The following is a 20,104-nucleotide window of genomic DNA, read 5'->3' on the forward strand; positions in this document are numbered from 1 at the left end:
AGCGGCACCTCAGCCCTTCGCCCAGGGCTCGTCGTCCCAGCCGTGCGCCTTGACCTGTTCCTCGGCAAGCTTGTGCCAGGAGGCGTCGAGGGCCTTGAGGGTCGTGCCCAGCGACTTCGAGCCGAGGAGATAGCCGTCGTAGAGGCTCACCACGGAGACGCCCTTGGGCGCGTCCGGCTGGCCGCCGACCCGCATCTTCTCGCTCCACACGCCCTGGGCCATGGACTTGGTGGCCTCGGGCGCCTTCGCGCCCTTGAGGACGGGCAGCGCGCCGGTGGCGTCCAGCCAGTCCTGGGTGTGCTCGGGCACGCTCATCCACTGCAGGAACTTCAGCGCGGCGTCGTACTTCGCGTCCTTCACCGTCGAGGGGATCATGTAGCTGGTGCCGCCCGCGTCCGCGCCGAACTGCGCGGGGGCGTCGGACGACAGCTCGGTGGTGCCCTTCGTGATCGTCGGGAAGGGCATGCTGGAGACCTTGCCCTTGACCCCCGCGAGCGCCCCGTAGCCGAAGGGGGTGCCCCAGGCCATGGCGGCCTTGCCGGAGCTGAAGTCGCGGACGTTCACGACGGAGGACGAGGACGGGGTGATGCCGGACCAGTTCTTGGTGGCGCACTTGTCGAAGACCCGCTTGAGCAGCTTCACCGACTCGCCGACCTCGGGGGTCTTGGTCGCGTCGAGGTCACCGCTGAGGATCGCCCGGTACCGCGCCTTGTCCGTGACCTCCGAGTTCTTGCCCTTGGAGCCGTCGGGCGCGAAGACATTGAGCTTGTCGTAGTACTTGTCGAGCAGCATGTTGGAGATCGTCTTGATCGTCCAGCCCACGCCGCTCGGCGAGCTGTCCATCGCCAGCGGCGCGTATCCGGCGCTCTTGAGCTTGCCGCAGGCGCTCATCAGGTCGTCGAACGTCTTCACCGGTGCCTTGACCCCGGCCTTGTCGAAGGCCTTCTCGTTGTAATAGAGGCCGGTCGAGACGACGTTGAACGGCAGGTACTCCTTCTTGCCCTCGGCGTTGATGCCCTTCCCGGGGCCGTAGTACTTCGGGTTGAAGAGGGACGCCCACTTCTTGTTGCCGTCGACATAGGGGTTCGGCTTCTTCAGCTCGTCGTCCAGCGTGTGCACCATGTGCGGCTGGTGCGGGGCCGAGTAGAAGACCAGCTCAGGGGCCGTACCGGCGGAGAGCTGGGTGCCGAGGGTCTTCTGGTAGTCGGCCAGCGGCAGCACGTTCGTCTTGACCTTGATCTTCGGCTCCGCCTTCTCGAACTTGGCGATGAGCTTCTCCCAGGGCTTGCCGAAGCTGCCGGACTGGTCGTTCCACTGGTTGGGCCCGGCAATGGTGATCTCGACCTTGCCGTCCGGACCCACGCCGTTGTCGGAGCTGGAGCAGCCGGAGAGTGCGGCCACCGCGGCGAGCCCGAGCGCGACGCACGAGGCCACGCCCTTCGTACGGCTCGGTCGGCGGAATCGTGAGCGCATGACAGTGCCTTCCGTGAAGGAGAAGGAGGGGGAAGCAGAGGGGACTTCGGTCACTTGCCGGTGCCGGGCAATCCGCCCTGGACTCCGGCGAGGAAGTACTTGGAGAGGAACGTGAAGAGCAGCAGCAGGGGCAGGCTGGCCAGCGTGTAGCCGGCGAAGAGCGGCCCCCACTCGGTGGCGTTCTGCCCCTTGAAGAAGGCGAGGCCGACGGGGATGGTGCGCAGCTTGTCCTCGGTGATGACCAGCAGCGGCCAGAAGAAGTCGTTCCACACGCTGATGACCGTGAGCAGCGAGACCGTGCCGATGACGGGCATCGACAGCGGCAGCACGAGGGAGCGGAACATCCGGGGGCCGTTCGCCCCGTCGATCCGCGCGGCGTCGAAGAGCTCCTGCGGGATCTGCGCGACGAACGTCCGCATCAGGATCGTCGCCAGGACGACGCTGCTCGCGATGTGCGGCAGGATCAGCACGGTCGTCGTGTTGAGCAGGTCGAGGTCGCGCATGAGCACGAACATCGGGATGAGGCTCGCCACCGGCGGCACCATCATCAGCATCACGACCATCGCGTACAGCACGCGGCGGCCGAAGAACTCGTAGCGCGCGAAGAGGAATCCGGCGACGGACGACAGCGCCACGGTGCCGACGATCGCGGCGAGCGCGACGAGGATCGAGGTGATGAAGTACGGCTGGATCTGCTGCCAGGCCGTGCTGTAGTTCTCCAGGTGGAACGGCCAGGTCGGCACCCAGTAGCTGTCGTTGAACTGCCCGTTCGTCTTGAACGACGTCATGAACATGAACAGGTACGGGAAGAGCGCCACCAGGGCGATCGCGCCGAGCACCAGGATCACGGCGCCCTGGCCGATCCGGCCTCCGCGGGCCCGCCTGCGCGCGGCGGCGGCCCCGCCCGCGTCCCGGCCCCGGCCCCGGTCGTGGTCCCCGGCCCGTACGGACGGGCGCGTGGGCTCCGCGCCCCGGCCCTTCACCGTCGCCGTCAGCACGTCAGAGCGCTCGGACATCGGAGTTCTCCTTCCGGCGGATCAGCGTGAGAGCGCCGCTGAGCAGTGCGGTGATGACGAAGAGGGTGGAGGAGAGGGTGGCGGCGTAGCCCCAGTCGCTGCCCTCGAAGGCGACGCCGATCATGCGGAGGACCGGCACCTGGGTGGCGTTGTCGGGCCCTCCCCCGGTCACCAGGTAGGCGGCGAACCCGAACTGCAGGACGGAGATCGTCGCCAGGAAGAACAGCAGCTTCATCTGGGCCGCCATCAGCGGGAGGTCGATGCTGAAGACGCGCCGCAGCCGCCCGCACCCGTCGAGCGAGGCCGCCTCCAGGACCTCCTTGGGGATGTTCTGCAGCGCGGTGAGGAAGACCAGGAACGGCAGGCTGGCCACCCAGGGGAAGCCGATGACGAGGAGCGCGGGGAGGGCTGTCGCGGGGTCGCCGACCCAGTTGTGCGCGAGGGAGTCGAGACCGATCGCGTTCAGCGCCTGGTTGAGCATGCCGTCGTTGGGATCGAAGATGAACGACCACACCAGGACCGTCACCACGCCCGGGAAGGCGAGCGGGAAGATCAGCACCGTTCGGAAGACGAACTGGAGCCGCTCGCTCTTGAGGCTGATCACCAGCTCGGCGGCGAGCAGCGGGAAGAACCACATCACCGTGACGCTGACCAGGAAGATGTATCCCAGGTTCTTGAACGAGTCCCACCACAGCTCGTCGGCGAACATGGTGCGGTAGTTCTCCAGGCCCACGAACGGCGAGTCGAAGCCGGGCCGCCAGTCGAAGAACGAGTGGTAGATGCCGCTGACCGCCGGATAGTAGGCCAGCACGCCCAGCAGCGCGAACAGGGGCAGCAGGCCGACGTAGACGAACCAGGGGAAGCGGCGCCTGCGCCGTGCCTCCCCCTTCTGCAACTGCGGCGTCGGGGCGGGGGCTGTCCGCTCCGCGACGGGACTCGCCATGGCTCGATTCCTTCCTTTACGGCGCGGCTCCGGCCGGAGGGTCAGGTCCGCACCGTGAGGGTGAAAGGTTTCACTCAGGTTTCCGGGAAGCTAGCTCTCGGGTGATCCGCGCGTCAACAAAGTGAGCCGAGAAAACTTCGGTAACCTCCTGTTCCCGCTCAACTCCTTGACGCTCCCCCTTGCGCGGCTTAGCGTCACGAGGATGAATCGATTCACCCGCTGGACCGCCGTGGTCGCCCTTCGGGACGATCTGCGCAACCGCCTGTTCGGCCACCGGAGTTGGGAACGGCTCGAACGGTGCGCCGATGTCCGGATCAGCCCGGCGGGCGGCGATCTCACGGACCCGGGCGCCGCCCGGATGCTCCGCGAGGCGGACGTCCTCGTCTCCGGCTGGGGAACCACCACGGGAGGCCGCGCCCTGCGCGAACTCGCCCCGCGCCTCGGCGCCCTGGTGCACACGGCGGGCAGCGTCCGCACGCTGGTGGACGACGCGGACCTCGCCGCCGGAGTGGCCGTCTCCTCGCAGGCGGACAACAACGCGCGGCCCGTCGCCGAGTACGCGCTCGCGATGATCCTGCTCGGCGGCAAGGCGCACTTCGCCGCCCAGCACACCTACCGCAGGCGCCGCGCGGCGCCGGACGAGTCCGAACTGCCCGCCGGGCGCGGCACGTACGGGCTGCGCGTCGGCATCGTCGGCGCCTCCCGCACCGGCCGCCGGGTCTGCGAGCTGCTCCGCCCCTTCGACATGGAGGTGCTGCTCCACGACCCGTACGCCGACGAGGCGGAGGCGGCGCGGCTCGGCGCCCGGTCCGCCTCGCTCGACGAGCTGATGGCGAGCTGCTCCGTCGTCTCCCTGCACGCCCCGCTGCTCGACACCACCCGGGGGATGATCACGGCCGACCGCCTGCGGCTGCTGCCCGACGGGGCCACGTTCGTCAACACCGCCCGTGGCGCGCTCGTCGACCAGGACGCGCTGGTCGCGGAGCTGGCCTCGGGCCGGATCCACGCCGTGCTCGACGTCACGGAGCCCGAGGTGCCGGAGCCCTCCTCGCCGCTGTGGACCCTGCCCAACGCCGTACTGACCCCGCACACCGCGGGCTCGGCGGGCAACGAGCTGCGCCGCCTCGGCGACGGCGCCGTCCGCGAGGTGGAACGCCTCACGCGAGGAGAGCCGCTCGCCCACCCGGTCGGCCAGGAACAGTTCTCCCGTACGGCGTAGGGACACGTCCCCGCCCCCTCCAGAAAAGGAACGCGCATGCACGACATGGCCGAGGCCCTGCGGGCCGGGCGGCGCGAGGATCTGATCGCCGGATACCGCTCCCCCGAGCTCTGGGACCGCGTGCGCGCCTCTCCCCTCGGCGGCCCGGCCCTCAAGGCGGTCGCCGCACGCGCCGAGGCATGGGCGGACGCGCCCGTCGAGCCGCTGCCGTTCTCCCTGTACCGGCGCTACGCGGAGGACGGCGCGCGGGCCCCGTTCCAGGACGTGTACTTCCGCAGGCGCCGCAACCGGCTCACCGACCTCGCCCTCACCGCGCTCAGCGAGCCGGACGGGGAGGGGCGCCGGTGCCTGGGGCCGCTGGAGGACCTGATCTGGGCCGTCTGCGACGAGTACGCCTGGGCCCTGCCCGCGCACCTCGAAGGGCTGACGGACCCCCGGCCGCCGCGCCCGCACGCCGAGCAGATCGACCTGTTCGCCGCCGAGACCGCCTTCACCCTGGCCGAGCTGCGCCATCTCCTCGCCGACCGGCTGGACCCGCTGGTCGCCGCGCGGATCCGCGACGAGGTGACCCGCCGCGTCCTGCGCCCGCTCCTGGACCACCCCGCGCCCTGGTGGGAGACGGCGCGGACGAACTGGTCGGCGGTGTGCGGCGGTTCCGTGGGAATGGCCGCGCTCCACCTCCTCGACGACGAGGACGCCGAAGCCGAGCTGGCTCTGATCACCTCCCGGATGACCGAGGCCATGCGCTGCTTCCTGACCGGATACGGCGACGACGGCGCCTGCCCCGAGGGGCTCGCCTACTGGAGCTACGGGTTCGGCTTCTTCACCGTCTACGCGGACGCGCTGCACCGGCGTACGGCGGGCCGCGTCGACCTCTTCGCCGAACTCGACGTCCCCCCGGGCAAGCTGGAGCGCATCGCCCGTTTCCCGGAGCGCGTCTTCCTCTCCGGCACGGCCACCGCCGCGTTCTCCGACAGCCCGCCGCACAGCACCCTCGACCCCGGGCTGGCCGCGTGTCTGAGGCGGCGCTTCCCCGCCCTCCCCCCGCCCCCGCCGGACCGCCTGAGGACGGAGCCGGTCAACACCATGGGCTCGTGGCCGACGGCCCTGCGCTCCCTGGTCTGGGCGCACGAGTCCGAGTCCGGCCCCGAGCCGTCCGCGCACACCGCCCCCGAGCCCGGCGGCTACCTCCCCGACGTGCAGTGGATGATCGCCCGTACGCGCACCCGTACGGGCGGGCACGAGGTGGCGTTCGCCGCGAAGGGCGGCCACAACGACGAGCTGCACAACCACAACGACGTCGGCAGCTTCGTCCTGGCCGTCGACGGCGAACCGCTCCTGGCCGAGCTCGGCCAGGGCTTCTACTCGGCCCAGTACTTCGGCCCCGGCCGCTACGACATCCTGTGCACCGGCTCGCAGGGCCACAGCGTCCCCCTGCTCGACGGCACGCCCCAGCGCGCGTCACGGGACGCCGCCGCCGAGGTCCTCGCCGCCGAACGGACCGCGCGGCGGACCCTGTTCCGGCTCGACCTCGCCCGCGCCTACCCGGTGCCCGCGCTGACCTCCCTCGTCCGCGAGTTCGCCTTCTCCGGGGGCAGCCTCGTGCTGCGCGACCGCCTCACCGCCGCAGCGCCCGTCGAGATCACCGAACGCTTCATGTCCTTCGCCCCGATCACCCTGGAGGCCCCGGGCCGCGCCCTGGTCCAGGGCAGCCGGGCCGCGCTGCGGCTGTCGTACGACGCGGACGCCTGGGAGGCACGGGTGCGGGAGCACGCCCACGTGTCCCATGACGGGACCGCCACGCCGGTCCGCAGCCTGGACCTGCTGCGCACCGCCGCCGAGGCCGATCTCACGCTGCGCGCCGAGCCCGTACGAGGCGGCTGACGCTCAGTCACTCAGCCGCTTCGGCGCAACGAGCTGGCGCGTACGACCAGTTCCGGCTGGATCACGATGGAGCGGACCGGCAGTCTGCCCTCCGCCTCGGCCTGGTCCCGGACCAGGTCGACCGCGGTGCGGCCGAACATGTCGCGCGGGCGCCGTACGGTCGTGAGCGGCACCAGCGTGGTCGCCGCGAACTCCATGTCGTCGTAGCCGACGAGCGCGATGTCGGAGGGGATGCGCAGGCCGGGCCGCTCGCCGAAGGACTGCACGAGGCCGACGGCCACCGAGTCGTTCGCCGCGACGATGCCGTCGGGGCGCTCGTCGGCCCGGCGCGCGGCGAGGGCCTCCCCCGCGTGCTGCCCGGCGGCGACGGTCCGTTCCCCGGTCGGCAGCACCTCGAACCGCACCCCGGGGTGGGCCTCCACCGCCTGCCGGGCGCCCTCGATCCGTTCGCCGATCTGCCGGACCGTGTCGGGGCCGCCCACGAACGCGATCGAGCGGCAGCCCTGTTCGATCAGGTGCGTCACCGCGCGCCGGGTGCCCAGCACGTCGTCGACGGAGACGGACGAGAAGCGGTCCGACGAGCCGTACGCGTCGACGAGCACCGTCGGGATCTCGCGTGCCGCGAGCAGTTCGAGGTCCGCGTCCCGCGTCGTCCCGGAGGCCAGGATGAGCCCGCGCACCCGCTGCTGGACGAACATGTCGATGTACTGCGACTCCCGCACCGGATCGCCGTCGCTGCTGGCGAGCACGAGGAAGAGACCTGCCTCCGCGGCGCGCCGCTCCACGGCGTGCGCCACCTCGCCGAAGAACGGGTTGCGGAGTTCGAGCGCGACGAACGCGAGCGTGTTGCTCTGCCCCGCCCTCAGCTGCCGGGCCGCCTCGTTGCGCACGTACCCGAGATCCTTGATCGCGCGCCGGATCCGCTTCGCGGTCTCCGGGGCGACGCGGTGCGGGGCGTTCAGGTGCTTCGACACCGTCCCCACGGAGACGCCCGCCCGCTCGGCGACCTCCCTGATGCTGACCAACGCCGCGTACCTCCTCGACCGCCACGAACCCGCACTCCGCCGATCTGCTCCTCGCTGACCTGCGGATGCGACCGATGATACGTTTCATCGACGCCGGTTCGTCAACGTCATGGCAGAGGGTTCACGCGGCCCAGGCTATCCGGCCGCGGACACGGTGCGTGCCCACGGCCGGGCGCCTGCCCTCGCGGCTCGTTACCGCTGGCTCGCGCGGCGGCAGGCCTCGTGGGCGAGCTGCGCGGGGATGTAGTCCTTCCGCATCTCGAAGTAGCAGGCCTGGACGGCCTCCGGGCTGCCCTCGGCCCCGAGGAGACAGGCCCGTTCGACCACTGCGGTGTCCGCGCCGGGATGCCGCTCCAGTACGTGGTAGAAGCAGCCCTGCGGAGTCGCCTGGACGGCGGGCGCGAGGGTCACGGCACCGCCGAGGGCGAGGGCGAGGCCGCTGAGGACAACGGCGAGACGCTTGAGCATCAAGGTTCCTTCCGGACGACGAGCCGAGTCGACTGATGACTCGGTGGAGTTGATCCGTTACCGAAAGTGCCCATGCGGGGATCGGGTGACGCGGTGAGCGGCAGGGAGCGGGAAGCGAACGAGGAGCGCGCGCGGCGCACTCGGGCCCGTACACCCGCGAGGGGCGGACGGTCAGGGAAGCAGCCCGCGACGGCGGGCGGTGACCACCGCCTCGTAACGGGTGCGGACGTCGAGCTTGCGCATGGCGCTGCGCAGATACGCCTTGACCGTCTCGGGGCGCAGCGAGAGGCGTGCCGCCGCTTCGGCGTTGCTGCAGCCCAGGGCGATCTGGGCGAGGACGTCCAGCTCGCGGGGTGCCAGCGCGGTGCGGGGCTCCGGTTCGCGCGGGGCGCCGAGTCCGGCCAGGCGCCGGGTGGCGTCCAGGAGCTGTCCGCGCAGCGTCTCGTCGTCCACGGACTGGGCGAGGGCCCGCAGGTCCGCGTGGAGTTCGCGGAGCTCCTCGGCGGCGTCGTGGCTCATGCCGCAGCCCGCGCCCGGCTCGTGGCCCGCGCCGTGGCGTGGGCCGTGGCCCGGTCCGGTCTCCGCCGCCTGGCGGAGCCTGAGCCGCCGGTCGACCTCGTCCCGTACGGCGAGTTCGCGCGCCAGCTGGCGGGAGGCGCCGACCATCGTGTCGGTCGCGCGCTCCCCGACCGGCGCGACGCCGCGGGACGCGCCGTACAGCACCCCGCGCACCGCGCCGGAGACGACGACGGGGACGGCGACGACGGAGCGGATGCCTTCGGTGAGGACGGGGGCGTCGTAGTCGTGGGTGATGGAGTCGGCAGAGCCGTAGTCCGCGACGGCGGCGGGGCGGCGTTCCACGAGGACCTGGCCGCCCAGCCCGGTCGCGGCGTGGACGGGGAGTCCGCGCAGGCCGGAGGTCTGCAGGCCGAGGTGCTGGGTCAGGTGGAGGACCTCGCCCCGGACGGGACCGCCGAAGGCCATGGGGAGGTCGGAGCGCCGCTGGGCCAGTCGCAGGGCCTGCCGGAAGGCGTCGCCGTCGTCGGGACGCATCGACATGTCCGCGTGCATGCCCGCGTGCATGTCCGCGTTCGGCTCCCTCGCCATTGCCCCTGCCCCTTTCCGGGGGTAGTCGGCCATCCGTGTGACCCGGAGCATAGGTCGACGTGACCCCGCCGCAAAGCGTCGGCCAACTCTGCGAGGAAGGTGCTGATGGTGACCAGCATCGGTCAAACCGCCGGTGAGCTCGGGGATGTCGCGGACCCCACGGCCGTACCGGACCGGGTCCGCGAACTGATGTCGTATTCCGGTTCGCCGCGGGCGTGCGCCGCGGAGCTGCTCTGCGACCGCCATCCCGCCGACGCCGTGGCCTTCACCGTCGTCGAGGCCGACCTGTCGTCCCGCGACCTCACCTACGGCACCCTCCGCCGGGAGTCGGCGCGCTTCGCCGCCGCGCTGGCCGGTATCGGCATCGGGCCGGGGGACAAGGTCGCCGTCCTGATGGGGAAGTCGGCCGAGCTGGCCGTGGCGCTGCTGGGCATCTGGCGGCGCGGGGCCGTGCACGTACCGCTGTTCACCGCCTTCGCGCCGCCCGCGCTCGCGCTGCGCCTGAGGGCGAGCTCGGCGAAGGCCGTCGTGGTCGACGCCGACCAGCGGAGCAAGCTCGCGCCCGGCGACGAGATGCCCGCCGTTCCCCCGTGGCGGGTCGTGGTCGTGGGCGGCGAACCGGGCGACGGCGACCTCTCGTTCGACCGGCTGCTCGGCGCGTACAGCGGCGACGAGCCGGAGGGCCGGGCCGCGGTGCTCGGCGGGGAGGCGCCGCTCGTCCAGCTGTTCACGTCCGGCACCACCGGCTCGCCCAAGGGCGTGCCGGTCCCGGTCAAGGCGCTGGCCTCGTTCCAGGCGTATCTGGAGTACGGCCTCGACGTCAGGCCCGACGACGTGTTCTGGAACGCCGCCGACCCCGGCTGGGCCTACGGCCTCTACTACGCCCTCCTCGGCCCCCTCGCCGCGGGCCGCCGCAGCCTGCTGCTGCACTCCGGCTTCTCCCCCGCGCTGACCTGGCGGGTGATGGAGGAGTTCGGGGTCACGAACTTCGCCGCGGCGCCCACCGCCTACCGCAGCCTGCGCGGCGCCCCGGAGCCCGCGCCCGACGGACTGCGGCTGCGTACCGCCTCCTCGGCCGGTGAGCCGCTCACGCCCGAGGTGATCAGCTGGGCCGAGAAGACGTTCGGCGTCCCCGTGCGCGACCACTACGGGCAGACCGAGCACGGCATGGTCATCGTCAACGGGTGGGCAGAGGCCGTACGCGCCCCCGTCCGGCCCGGCTCGATGGGCCGGCCGCTGCCCGGCTGGTCGGCGGAGGTCCTGCGGGACGACCGCGACGAGCCCGCCCCCGCCGGTACGCCGGGGCGGGTCGCGCTCCGGGTGGCCGACAGTCCGCTCATGTGGTTCTCCGGCTACACCGACTCCCCCCGGAAGACCGCCGAACGCTTCTCCGCCGACGGCCGCTGGTACCTGACCGGCGACGCCGGAACCCGCGACGAGGACGGATACTTCTCCTTCTCCTCCCGGGACGACGACGTCATCATCATGGCCGGGTACCGCATCGGGCCCTTCGACGTCGAGAGCGCGCTGCTCCAGCACGACCAGGTCGCCGACGCCGCGGTCGTCGGGGTGCCCGACGCGCTGCGCGGCGAGGTACTCGAAGCCTTCGTCGTCCTCCGCCAGGGCACGGTCGGTGACGACGTCCTCGTCAGGGAGCTGCAGCATCTGGTCAAGACCCGGTTCGCCGCCCACGCCTACCCGCGCGCCGTCCACTTCGCCGACGGGCTGCCCAAGACTCCCAGCGGGAAGATCCAGCGCTACGTGCTGCGGGACCGGCGCCGCAGGGAGCTGGGCGGCCGGTGACGCCCGTACGAGGTACTACCAGGACCAGGACCAGGAGTTCGTCTGCCATGCCCGTCTCCCGGCTGCTGCCGACCGAAGAGGCCGCGTACCTGCTCGGCCTGACGCGCGAGATCTCCGAGCGACTGCTGCGGCCGCGCGCCGCGGAGCACGAGGCGGCGGAGCGCTTCCCCCGCGACGTGTTCCGCACCCTGGGCCGCTCCGGGCTCCTCGCCCTGCCGTACCCGGCCGCTTACGGCGGCGGCGGACAGCCGTACGAGGTCTACCTCCAGGTCGTCGAGGAGGTCGCGGCCCGCTGGGCGAGCGTCGCCGTCGGCATGAGCGTGCACGTCCTGTCCTGCTTCCCGCTGGCCACGCACGGCACCGAGGCGCAGCGCGAACGCCATCTGCCGGAGCTGCTGAACGGCGACCGGCTGGGCGCCTACTGCCTGTCGGAGGAGCACGCCGGTTCGGACCCGGCCGCGATGACCAGCCGGGCCGGGCGCGAGGGCGGGGGCGAGAGCGGGGACGAGAGCGGGAACGGCGACGGCGGTGGCGCGTACGTGCTGCGCGGCGCGAAGGCGTGGACGACGCACGGCGGGCACGCGGACTTCTACACGGTCATGGCCCGTACCTCCGCCGACCGCGCCCGGGGCGTCTCCTGCTTCCTCGTACCGGCCGAAGCGCCGGGCCTCGAAGCCGATCCCCCGGAGCGCAAGATGGGGCTGACCGGCTCGGCCACCGCGACCATGCGCTTCGACGACGTCCGCGTACCGGAGGACCGGCTGATCGGTGAGGAGGGCCAGGGGCTGGCCATCGCGCTGGAGGGCCTGGACGCCGGGCGCCTCGGCATCGCCGCGGTCGCCGTCGGGCTCGCGCAGGGCGCGCTGGACGACGCGCTCGCGTACGCCCGGGAGCGGGAGACCTTCGGCCGGAAGATCGTCGGCCACCAGGGCATCGCCTTCCTCCTCGCCGACATGGAGGCCGCGGTCGCCTCCTCCCGGGCGACCGTGCTGGCCGCGGCCCGGCTCAAGGACGCCGGACTGCCGTACGGCCGCCAGGCCAGCATCGCCAAACTCGTCGCCACCGACGCGGCGATGCGGGTCACCACCGAGGCCGTACAGGTCCTCGGCGGCGCGGGCTGCACCCGTGACTTCCCCGTCGAGCGGTACATGCGCGAGGCGAAGGTCATGCAGATCTTCGAGGGCACCAACCAGATCCAGCGCCTGGTCATCAGCCGCGACCTGGCCAACTCGGCGCCCGGCCCCGCCACTCACGTCCGGGCCTGATCCGCTGCCTGCTCCCCACCGGCTCCCCAGTCCCACATGATCCGCAGCACGGCATCCAGGTCGCGGCCGCGCCGGGTGAGGGTGTACGTGACGCGCGGCGGCCAGCCGGCGGTCCGCTCGCGCACCAGCACCCCTGCCCGCGTGAGCTGGGCCAGCCGTTCGGAGAGCACCTTGTCGGAGAGGGCGGGCAGCGCCTGCGCCAGCTCGGAGTAGCCGCGGGTCCCGCTGTGCAGGAACTCGCGCAGCACCAGCGGCGTCCACCGGCCGCGCAGCGCGGCGAGCGTGACCTCCACGGGACAGTCCGGGCCGGGCCCGGGGTCCGGCCCCGGGCAGGCGTCCAGCAGCCCCGCCCCGTCGTGACCGTGGCCGTGATCGTGGCCGTGACCTACTGCTTGGTGAGCCACGAGCGGCCCTCCTAACGTCGTCTCCCATGCGCGTTCATCATCTCAACTGCGGTTCGATGCTGGCCGTCGAGCCTGTCGGGGCCCACGGTCTCGCTCCCCTGCCCGTGGTCTGCCACTGTCTGCTCATCGAGACCGAAACCAGCGGGCTGGTCCTGGTCGAGACCGGCTTCGGGCTGGCGGACACCGCCTCCCCGGCCGCCCGGCTCGGCGAGGACTTCCTCGGCTGGGCGCGGCCGCGCCTCGACCCGGCGGAGACGGCGCTCCGCCAGGTCACCCGGCTGGGGCACCGCCCCGAGGACGTACGGCACATCTTCCTGACGCATCTGCACCGGGACCACACCGGCGGGCTGCCCGACTTCCCCGACGCACTCGTCCACGTCCACGAGGACGAACTCGCCGCCGTCTCCGGCACACCGCACCCCCACTGGGCGCACGGCCCCCGCTGGTCCCCCTACGCCACCGACGGCGACGAGCGCTGGCACGGGTTCACGGGCGTCCGCCCGCTCCCCGGGCTGCCCGCCGACATCCTGGCCGTCCCGCTGGCGGGCCACACCCCCGGCCACACGGCGCTCGCGGTGCGCGGCGACGCGGGATGGCTCCTGCACGCCGGTGACGCCTACTACTTCCACGGCGAACTCCGCCAGGACGCCCCCGCCGCTCCCCCGCTCCTGGACACCCTCCAGGAACAGACGGAGGCCGACCGGGACCTCCGCCTCACGGGCGTGACCCGGCTCGGCGCCCTCGCCGCGGACCCCGCCTCCGGTGTCCGCGTCGTCTCGGCCCACGACCCGTGGGAGTTCCGGGCCCTGGCCCAGGAGGATCCGGCGGATCCCGGAGCCTGACGAGGCGCTGACGAGGCGTCAGCTCTCGTCTTCTCCGACCGTACGATGCGCGAGGCCGGTCAGGTGCCCGGCGTCCCCGCCGGGCACCGTCAAGTCCCGCGTGCACCACGCCGTACGCGCGCTGCGCGCCGCCATGGACGCCCCTCCGGATCCCGGCACCGGCGGACCGCGCCGCGCCGTCGCTCTACGCCGCGTGCAGGGCCAGGGTCGGGGAGAGGCGGGCGGCGCGGACCGCCGGGTAGAGGCCCGCGAGGGTGCCGATGACCAGGGTGGCCCCGAAGCCGCCCGCCACCGCCCACAGCGGCACCACCCAGGGCAGGCCGTCGAGGCGGGCGAAGACCGCCGTGGCCGCCGCGCCCAGCGCGACACCGGCCGCGCCGCCCAGGCAGGAGAGCAGCAGCGACTCCGTGACGAACTGGATGCGGATCTGCCCCCGCGCCGCGCCCAGCGAGCGCCGCAGCCCGATCTCGTACCGTCTCTCCAGCACCGAGATGATCATGGTGTTGGCGACGCCGACCCCGCCGACCAGAAGCGCGATGCCGCCGAGGCCGAGCAGCAGGCTGTTGAAGGCGCCCTCCGTCGCCGCCCGCGCCTGGAGCTTCGCGGAGGGGTCGGTGACCTTGACCTCCTGCGGGCTCTCCGGGTCGATGGTGGGCCCGAGCAGCTCGCGTACGGTGCTCACGGACTCGTCCGTCGAGCGCTCGTACACGGAGGTCGGGTGGCCGTCGAAGGCGAGCAGCCGTTCGGCGGCGTCCCAGCCGACGAGGGCCGAGCGTTCGAGCTCCGGGGCCAGCGGCAGCGGGTCGAGGACGCCGACGACCGTGAAGTACCGGTCCCCCAGCCACACCTGCTGCCCGGCCTTGCCGATCCCGAGCCGCCGCGCGGAGACATGGCCGAGGACGACGGCGGGGTAGCGCCCGCTGGCGCGGTTCAGCCAGGCGCCGCTGCCGACCTCCCCGCGTACGGTCTTCAGCAGCCCCTGGGACGCGGCCTGGACGGCGATGCCGCCGCTGTCGTCCTCCGGGATCTTCGCGCTGCGGCGAACGGACGCGTCGACCTCGCCCGTCGCGCCCGCCTGCTCCACCCCGTCGATACGGCCGACCTTTCCGACGGAGCTCTTCGGCAGCTTGACGTCCTCACCGGCGAACATCGCGTCGCCCGGCGACGCCACCAGCATGTTGGTGCCGAGCCGGTCGAGCCGCCGCATCAGCTGCTCCTCGCTGGAGGCGGACACGCCGACCACGGAGATCATCGTGGCGATGCCGATGGCGATGCCCAGCGCGGACAGGACGACGCGCAGCGGGCGGCTGCGCAGGCCGCCGGAGCCGACGTGCAGGACGTCGCGCGGCGAGAGCCGTGCCGGGGCGAGCCCGCGGTGCCGGAGGAAACGCCGGGCCATCAGGCGCTCCTCCGGGCCGGTACGTCCCGCGCGGGTCCCGGCACGTCGTCCGGCACGTCGCCCGTCACGTCCTCCACCACCGCGCCGTCCCGCAGCCGCACCCGGCGCGGGAGACGGTCGGCGACCTCCGCGTCGTGCGTGATGACCGCGATGGTCGACCCCGAGGCGCTGAGGTCGTGCAGGAGCGCCATGACCGAGTCGCCGGAGGCGGAGTCCAGCGCGCCGGTCGGCTCGTCCGCGAGCAGCAGTTCGGGGCCGCCGACCACGGCCCGGGCGATCGCGACCCGCTGTTTCTGGCCGCCGGACAGCTCGTGCGGCCGGTGGCGGGCGCGGTCGGCGAGGCCGACGCGTTCCAGCGCCTCGGCGGCCCGCCGCCACCGCAGGGCGCGCGAGAGGCCCGAATACAGCAGCCCCTCGGCCACGTTGTCGAGCGCGCTGATCCCCGGCACCAGGTGGAACGCCTGGAAGACGAAGCCCACGTGCCGGGCGCGCAGCGTGGAGAGTTCGCGGTCGGAGAGCGCCGCCACGTCGAACCCGGCGATCTCGACGGCGCCGGACGTGGGCCGGTCCAGCGTGCCGATGATGTGCAGCAGCGTGGACTTCCCCGAGCCGGACGGCCCGACGATGCCCACCAGTTCGCCCTCCTCGACGGCGAGATCGACGTCGCGCAGCGCCGTGACGCCGCCCGGGTACTCCTTCGTGACGCCCGTGAGACCCACGACTCGCGTCATAGCTTCGGCACCCCCACCTTCATCCCGGCGCGCAGTCCGCCGCCGCTGACCTCGACCCGGCCCTGCGCGAAGAGGCCGGGCTCGACGCGTACCTCGCGGGATCTGCCGTGCTGGACGACCTCGACGCCGAAGCCCTTGCTGGGCAGCGCGATCAGCGCCTCGACGGGCACCGTCAGCACGTCCTTCCGCGTCTCCCCCTTCAGCTCCACGGTCACGGGCGCCTGGTCCAGGGCGCCCGCCTTGTCCGGCGCGTCCAGGGAGACGGTGACCGGGACCTTGGGCGAGTCGTCCTCGGGGTCCGTGCCCTTCTTCGCCCTGGTGCCGACGGAACGGACCTCGCCGGGCGCCGACTCGCCGTCGGGGAGCGTGACGGTCACCTTGTCGCCCGGCTTCACGGAGCCGCTCTCCGCGACGTCGAGCTTCATGGTGACGACGCGCTCGGAGCCGGTCGTGGACAGTACGGGGCGTCCGGGCGCCGTCCTGTCCCCGACAGACAGGGCGGTGCTCTCGATCCGTACGGCGCCGGAGGCGAAGGCGATGTCCCGCTGGGTGACGGTGCCGGTCTCCTTGTCGCCGTTCGCCTCCTGCCAGCGCTTCACGGCGTCGGCGGTGAGGCCGGTGTACTCGTCGTCGACGGTGAAGCCGGTGTAGCCGAGCGCGGCGAGGTTCGCCTCGAACTGTCGTACGTCGTCGCCCGTGACGCCCTCCTTCAACGTCCGGTACATCGGCTCGGAGCCGTACAGCAGCCGTACGGAGTGGTCGTCGACCTCGTACAGCCGGCCGTTCCGCTTGATCACCGAACCGCTCTTGGGCGCCCAGGTCAGGGTGCCCGAGGCGGCACCGTTGATCTTCCGCTTGCCCGCGTGCCCGAGGGTGCCCTCCGCCTCGGCGCTCTCGCTGAGGTCCTCGCGCTGGACGGTGGCGGTCGCCGGGGGCAGGCCGCCGGTGCCGGACGTGCCCCCGTCGCCGTCGCCGCCGGAGGAGCCCAGGGCGACGAACGCGGCGGAGCCGCCCACCACGGCGAGGACCGCCAGCGCCGCCGCCAGCACGGTGCCGCGTTTCATCCGGGGGCGCTTCTCCGGCCGCGCCGCTCGCTCGTCCGTGCTCAACGGGTCTCGCTCCCGCACGCCTTGTGGGCCTTCGCCAGCTCCTTCTTCTCCGCCGCGTTCTTCGGCCTCGGCAGCGCCGCCGCCTGGCCCTCCTTGGGGACGGGCACGTCCACGCCGTGCTTGCGCAGGCACTTGGTCCGCTCGACCAGCGCGTCCCGCTCCTTCTGCGACATCGGGCTGCCGGGGCCGTTCTTCGGGGCCTTGTCCTTGCAGGCCTCGATCGCCTTCTTCATGGCGCCCTGGTTACTCCTGTCGACCTGGACCCCCGCCTGCGCGTCGTCGCCCTTGGGCTCGGGCATCTTCACCCCGTTGTCCCGCAGGCACTTGCGCCACTCCACGGCCTGGTCCGCCTCGGTCTTTCCGCCGCCCTGCGCCGCGGAGTCCTTCCCGTCCTTCCCGCCCTTTTCTCCGGAACTGTCGGAACATGCCGTGCCGAAAAGCCCCAATACGGCTACGCAGGCGACTGCGGCGGCGAGACGAGGGGGCATGGACGACTTCCGCATGACGTTCTCCTCTTCAACGGCGTTATCGGTGCGCGGAATACGCACACCGGGACCGTGCCGCAGGAGCGCCTTTCGTTTCTCTCAGCGAATTCGTTTACACCGACGAAACCCCCTTCTCCGATAGACAGGGTCCATGCGCGTACTTCTGGTGGAGGACGAGGAGTTTCTGGCCGAGATGATCGCCGAGGGGCTGCGGCGGGACGCCGTCGCCGTGGACGTGGCGCACGACGGCCGCGCCGCGCTCGACAAGCTCCGCTTCGGCGCGTACGACGTGCTCGTCCTCGACCGCGACCTGCCCCGGCTGCACGGCGACGAGGTGTGCCGCCGGGTCGTCGGGCAGCGGCTGCTCACCCGCATCCTGATGCTGACCGCCGCCGGGGACGTACGGGACAGGGTGGCCGGGCTGAGCCTCGGCGCGGACGACTACCTCAGCAAGCCGTTCGCGTACGACGAGCTGCTCGCCCGCGTGCTCGCCCTCGGCCGCCGCGCCCAGCCCGCGCTGCCGCCCGTGCTGGAACGGGCCGGGCTGGTCCTGGACACGGCCAGGCGCCAGGCGAGCCGCGACGGCCGCTATCTCGCCCTGTCCCGCAAGGAGTTCGCCGTGCTGGAGTCGCTGATGCGGGCCGACGGCGCGGTCGTCAGCGGAGAGGACCTGATCGAGCAGGTGTGGGAGGAGGACACCAGCTACCGCACCAACAGCGTCCGCGTCACGCTCTCCAAGCTCCGCGCCAAGCTCGGCGACCCGCCCGTGATCGAGACGGTCCCGGGCTCGGGCTACCGCGTGGGGGCGGGCCGGTGAACAGCGAACGGGCCCGGCTGACCGCCCTCTACACCGGACTGCTCATGCTGGTCGGCATCCTGCTGACCGGCCTCGTCTACGTCCTGCTGGAGCAGGGCCTCGACTCCCGGCTCGGCGTGGCCGTCTCCAGGGCCGTGCCCGCGAACGTCACCACGGAGTGGAAGCAGAGCAGCAGCACGCCGCGGCGGACGCGCCCGGCGCAACGTTCGGACGCGGGGGGCGAGATCGACCTGGCCGCGAAGGTGGGCGACGCCGCGGGGGACGCGGCGCTGAGCCGTCTGCTGACCGTCTCCGGCGTCTCCCTGGCCGTCTTCACCGTCGTCTCCGCCCTGCTGGCCTGGTGGATGGCGGGCCGCGTGCTGCGCCCCGTCGGCGTCATCACCGCGCGGGCCAGGCGGCTGACGGGCGCGAACCTGCACGAGCGGCTCGACCTGCGGGGGCCGCGCGGCGAGCTCAAGGAACTCGCCGACACCTTCGACCAGATGCTCGACCGTATCGAGCAACTGGTGGCCGCCCGCCAGCGGTTCGCGGCCAACGCCGCGCACGAGCTGCGCACCTCCGTCTCCGTCCAGCGCGTGGCCGCCGAGATCGGTCTGGCGGACGATCCGCCGCCGGAGAAGGTCGCCCGCATGCGGCACAAGCTCATCGAGAACGCCGAGTCGAGCCAGCGGCTCATCGAGAGCCTCCTGCTGCTCGCGGTCTCCGACCAGGAGCTCGCGCACCGCGAACCGGTCGCCCTCCACGAGGTCACGGCCGACTGCGCGGCGAACCTGCGGGAGGACGCGGCACGGCGCTCCGTCACCCTCGACGTACGGGCCGAGGAGCGGCTGCCGGTCGAGGGCGACGCCGTCCTGCTGGAGCACGCCGTGCACAACCTCATCTCGAACGCCGTCCGCTACAACCACAGCGGCGGCACCGTACGGGTGCGCGTCGGCCCTGACGCGCTGGAGGTCGTCAACACCGGGCCCGTCGTGCCGCCCGCCGACGTCCCGCTCCTCTTCGAGCCCTTCCGCCGCGCGGAGCAGCGCAGCCGCGGCCCGCGGGAGGGCGCGGGGCTGGGCCTGTCGATCGTCGCGTCGATCGTCCGGGCGCACGGCGCGGACGTACGGGCACGCGCGAACAAGGATGGGGGGCTGGCGATCCGGGTGGAGTTCCCTCAGCCGGCGGCCCCGGGGAATTCGACCCCACGGCCCGAACCCCGGCCGTCGGCGAACACCCTCGCCCGGTAACGCCGCAGGGCGATCGGGCCGATCCGGGACATCACCGCGAAGACCGGGGCGCCGACGGCTTCCCGGAACAGCGCGCGCTGCCCGTCGGTGGCCTCTTGCAGCAGCATTCCGAAAAGGACGGGGACCTTTCCGCGCGGCACGTTTCCGAGCCCTTTCCTGCCGACTTCGGCCCATTCCCCGGCGGTCAGATACCGGTCGATGAGCGGCAGCATTTCCGCCTCCTCGGCGGCGAGATGCTCGCCGAGCGGCGCCAGAAGCCCGTCGAGGGTGTCCACGAGCGCGTCGCGGTCCTCCGCCGCAGCGGTCGCCCGCCACCGGGTCACCTGGTCCTCGGCGCTCCGGAGCGCCGCGTCGACGGTCTTGTGCTGCGACTCCATCAGACCGACGAGGGGCGCCGCGTCCTCGGGCCCCCGGGCGGCCACCTTGGGCCAGCAGTGGTCGTCCTCGCTGCGGTGGTGCACATGCAGCAGATCGACGACCATGCCGACGTGCTCGCTGACCGTCAGCGCCCGCACCCGGTCACCGTCGGCGACTCCGCCGATCAGCGTGGGCAGCGCCGCGAACTCCCGCCGGAACATGGTGTGCACCGCGTACATGTCCCCGCTGTCCGCGGGCCGGTCGTCGTTCTGCTTCGCCATCACTTTCCCTCGCTGTAGTGGGCAGCGGCCGGTGCGAGCCGGTAGGGGTGCCGCTGCCCAGGAGACGGGACCCGGCGGGTGTAGGTCATCAGCTGACCGCCCCGCCCCGCCTCATCCGCACCGGAACACTTCGGCGCGGCGCGGGTACGGGGTGGCCCCGCGCTGCCCGAGGGCCCGATGTTCCCCTCTTGCAGAGCCACAACGGCCAGGAGCGGGGAACGGTTCAACCGGATCCGGATCTTTTTCC

General features: G+C 72.6%; 19 protein-coding genes. 7 read left to right on the plus strand and 12 right to left on the minus strand.

Features of this window, described 5'->3' with window-relative positions; all coding sequences use genetic code 11:
* Nucleotides 1–9: 9 nt before the first annotated feature.
* From ACGF3A_RS27170 to ACGF3A_RS27180, 3 genes are read right to left on the minus strand one after another with little or no spacing between them, the layout of a single operon-like run.
* Nucleotides 10–1,473 (minus strand): ABC transporter substrate-binding protein, encoded by a 1,464-nt coding sequence (locus ACGF3A_RS27170; protein WP_393732949.1) that lies wholly within the window; start codon nucleotides 1,471–1,473, stop codon nucleotides 10–12.
* 50 nt (nucleotides 1,474–1,523) lie between these two features.
* Nucleotides 1,524–2,489: a carbohydrate ABC transporter permease gene (locus ACGF3A_RS27175; protein ID WP_393732950.1), complete on the minus strand. Its 966-nt coding sequence runs from the start codon at nucleotides 2,487–2,489 to the stop codon at nucleotides 1,524–1,526.
* On the minus strand, nucleotides 2,473–3,432 hold the full coding sequence (locus ACGF3A_RS27180; RefSeq protein WP_393732951.1) for a carbohydrate ABC transporter permease: 960 nt from the start codon (nucleotides 3,430–3,432) through the stop codon (nucleotides 2,473–2,475). The genes ACGF3A_RS27175 and ACGF3A_RS27180 overlap by 17 nt, the downstream gene beginning before the upstream one ends.
* A 202-nt stretch (nucleotides 3,433–3,634) precedes the next feature.
* Here ACGF3A_RS27180 and ACGF3A_RS27185 point away from each other — a divergent pair, with 202 nt between their 5' ends.
* Nucleotides 3,635–4,651 (plus strand): hydroxyacid dehydrogenase, encoded by a 1,017-nt coding sequence (locus ACGF3A_RS27185; protein WP_393732952.1) that lies wholly within the window; start codon nucleotides 3,635–3,637, stop codon nucleotides 4,649–4,651.
* Between the two features lie 36 nt (nucleotides 4,652–4,687).
* Nucleotides 4,688–6,535 carry a heparinase II/III family protein gene (locus tag ACGF3A_RS27190; protein WP_393732953.1) on the plus strand — a complete coding sequence of 616 codons (1,848 nt, stop codon included), beginning with the start codon at nucleotides 4,688–4,690 and terminating at the stop codon, nucleotides 6,533–6,535.
* Between the two features lie 11 nt (nucleotides 6,536–6,546).
* Here ACGF3A_RS27190 and ACGF3A_RS27195 read toward each other — a convergent pair whose 3' ends face one another.
* The 3 genes from ACGF3A_RS27195 to ACGF3A_RS27205 all read right to left on the minus strand — a co-directional run bounded on the left by ACGF3A_RS27195 (nucleotide 6,547) and on the right by ACGF3A_RS27205 (nucleotide 9,135).
* Nucleotides 6,547–7,560 (minus strand): LacI family DNA-binding transcriptional regulator, encoded by a 1,014-nt coding sequence (locus ACGF3A_RS27195; RefSeq protein ID WP_393732954.1) that lies wholly within the window; start codon nucleotides 7,558–7,560, stop codon nucleotides 6,547–6,549.
* Nucleotides 7,561–7,752: 192 nt separating this feature from the next.
* On the minus strand, nucleotides 7,753–8,028 hold the full coding sequence (locus ACGF3A_RS27200; RefSeq protein WP_393732955.1) for a hypothetical protein: 276 nt from the start codon (nucleotides 8,026–8,028) through the stop codon (nucleotides 7,753–7,755).
* Between the two features lie 171 nt (nucleotides 8,029–8,199).
* Complete coding sequence (locus ACGF3A_RS27205) at nucleotides 8,200–9,135, minus strand: response regulator transcription factor (protein ID WP_393732956.1); 936 nt, start codon at nucleotides 9,133–9,135, stop codon at nucleotides 8,200–8,202.
* Nucleotides 9,136–9,240: 105 nt separating this feature from the next.
* Between ACGF3A_RS27205 and ACGF3A_RS27210 the strand changes: the two genes are divergently transcribed.
* Both ACGF3A_RS27210 and ACGF3A_RS27215 read left to right on the plus strand, forming a co-directional pair.
* Nucleotides 9,241–10,938, plus strand: coding sequence for an AMP-binding protein (locus tag ACGF3A_RS27210; RefSeq protein WP_393732957.1), 1,698 nt, complete (start codon nucleotides 9,241–9,243; stop codon nucleotides 10,936–10,938).
* A 47-nt stretch (nucleotides 10,939–10,985) separates the two neighbouring features.
* Nucleotides 10,986–12,203, plus strand: a complete 1,218-nt coding sequence (locus ACGF3A_RS27215) for an acyl-CoA dehydrogenase family protein (RefSeq protein WP_393732958.1) — start codon at nucleotides 10,986–10,988, stop codon at nucleotides 12,201–12,203.
* On the opposite strand, the gene ACGF3A_RS27220 is transcribed toward ACGF3A_RS27215, so the two are convergent.
* Nucleotides 12,188–12,607: a winged helix-turn-helix transcriptional regulator gene (locus ACGF3A_RS27220; RefSeq protein WP_393732959.1), complete on the minus strand. Its 420-nt coding sequence runs from the start codon at nucleotides 12,605–12,607 to the stop codon at nucleotides 12,188–12,190. The two genes, ACGF3A_RS27215 and ACGF3A_RS27220, sit on opposite strands and share 16 nt — an antisense overlap.
* Before the next feature lie 26 nt (nucleotides 12,608–12,633).
* On the opposite strand from ACGF3A_RS27220, the gene ACGF3A_RS27225 reads away from it, so the two are divergent.
* On the plus strand, nucleotides 12,634–13,449 hold the full coding sequence (locus ACGF3A_RS27225; RefSeq protein WP_393732960.1) for an MBL fold metallo-hydrolase: 816 nt from the start codon (nucleotides 12,634–12,636) through the stop codon (nucleotides 13,447–13,449).
* Nucleotides 13,450–13,633: 184 nt separating this feature from the next.
* On the opposite strand, the gene ACGF3A_RS27230 is transcribed toward ACGF3A_RS27225, so the two are convergent.
* From ACGF3A_RS27230 to ACGF3A_RS27245, 4 genes are read right to left on the minus strand one after another with little or no spacing between them, the layout of a single operon-like run.
* Nucleotides 13,634–14,848 (minus strand): ABC transporter permease, encoded by a 1,215-nt coding sequence (locus ACGF3A_RS27230; RefSeq protein WP_393732961.1) that lies wholly within the window; start codon nucleotides 14,846–14,848, stop codon nucleotides 13,634–13,636.
* The gene (locus tag ACGF3A_RS27235) at nucleotides 14,848–15,579 is read right to left on the minus strand and encodes an ABC transporter ATP-binding protein (protein WP_393732962.1); all 732 of its coding nucleotides are present in this window, start codon (nucleotides 15,577–15,579) and stop codon (nucleotides 14,848–14,850) included. Before ACGF3A_RS27235 ends, ACGF3A_RS27230 begins: the two co-directional genes overlap by 1 nt.
* Nucleotides 15,576–16,643: a peptidoglycan-binding protein gene (locus ACGF3A_RS27240; RefSeq protein ID WP_393732963.1), complete on the minus strand. Its 1,068-nt coding sequence runs from the start codon at nucleotides 16,641–16,643 to the stop codon at nucleotides 15,576–15,578. The genes ACGF3A_RS27235 and ACGF3A_RS27240 overlap by 4 nt, the downstream gene beginning before the upstream one ends.
* Nucleotides 16,644–16,684: 41 nt before the next feature.
* A complete protein-coding gene (locus ACGF3A_RS27245; protein ID WP_393732964.1) occupies nucleotides 16,685–17,191 on the minus strand; it encodes a hypothetical protein in 507 nt (168 codons plus the stop codon).
* Nucleotides 17,192–17,324: 133 nt separating this feature from the next.
* Here ACGF3A_RS27245 and ACGF3A_RS27250 point away from each other — a divergent pair, with 133 nt between their 5' ends.
* Together ACGF3A_RS27250 and ACGF3A_RS27255 are read left to right on the plus strand one after the other, a co-directional pair.
* Nucleotides 17,325–17,990, plus strand: coding sequence for a response regulator transcription factor (locus ACGF3A_RS27250; RefSeq protein WP_393732965.1), 666 nt, complete (start codon nucleotides 17,325–17,327; stop codon nucleotides 17,988–17,990).
* Nucleotides 17,987–19,219: an ATP-binding protein gene (locus ACGF3A_RS27255; protein ID WP_393732966.1), complete on the plus strand. Its 1,233-nt coding sequence runs from the start codon at nucleotides 17,987–17,989 to the stop codon at nucleotides 19,217–19,219. The genes ACGF3A_RS27250 and ACGF3A_RS27255 overlap by 4 nt, the downstream gene beginning before the upstream one ends.
* Here the strand turns inward: ACGF3A_RS27255 and ACGF3A_RS27260 are convergent.
* On the minus strand, nucleotides 19,147–19,857 hold the full coding sequence (locus ACGF3A_RS27260) for a hemerythrin domain-containing protein (RefSeq protein ID WP_393732967.1): 711 nt from the start codon (nucleotides 19,855–19,857) through the stop codon (nucleotides 19,147–19,149). The two genes, ACGF3A_RS27255 and ACGF3A_RS27260, sit on opposite strands and share 73 nt — an antisense overlap.
* Between the last annotated feature and the right edge of the window lie 247 nt (nucleotides 19,858–20,104).

The organism is Streptomyces sp. NPDC048172 (assembly GCF_043202595.1).
In the GTDB taxonomy this organism is placed as follows: domain Bacteria; phylum Actinomycetota; class Actinomycetes; order Streptomycetales; family Streptomycetaceae; genus Streptomyces.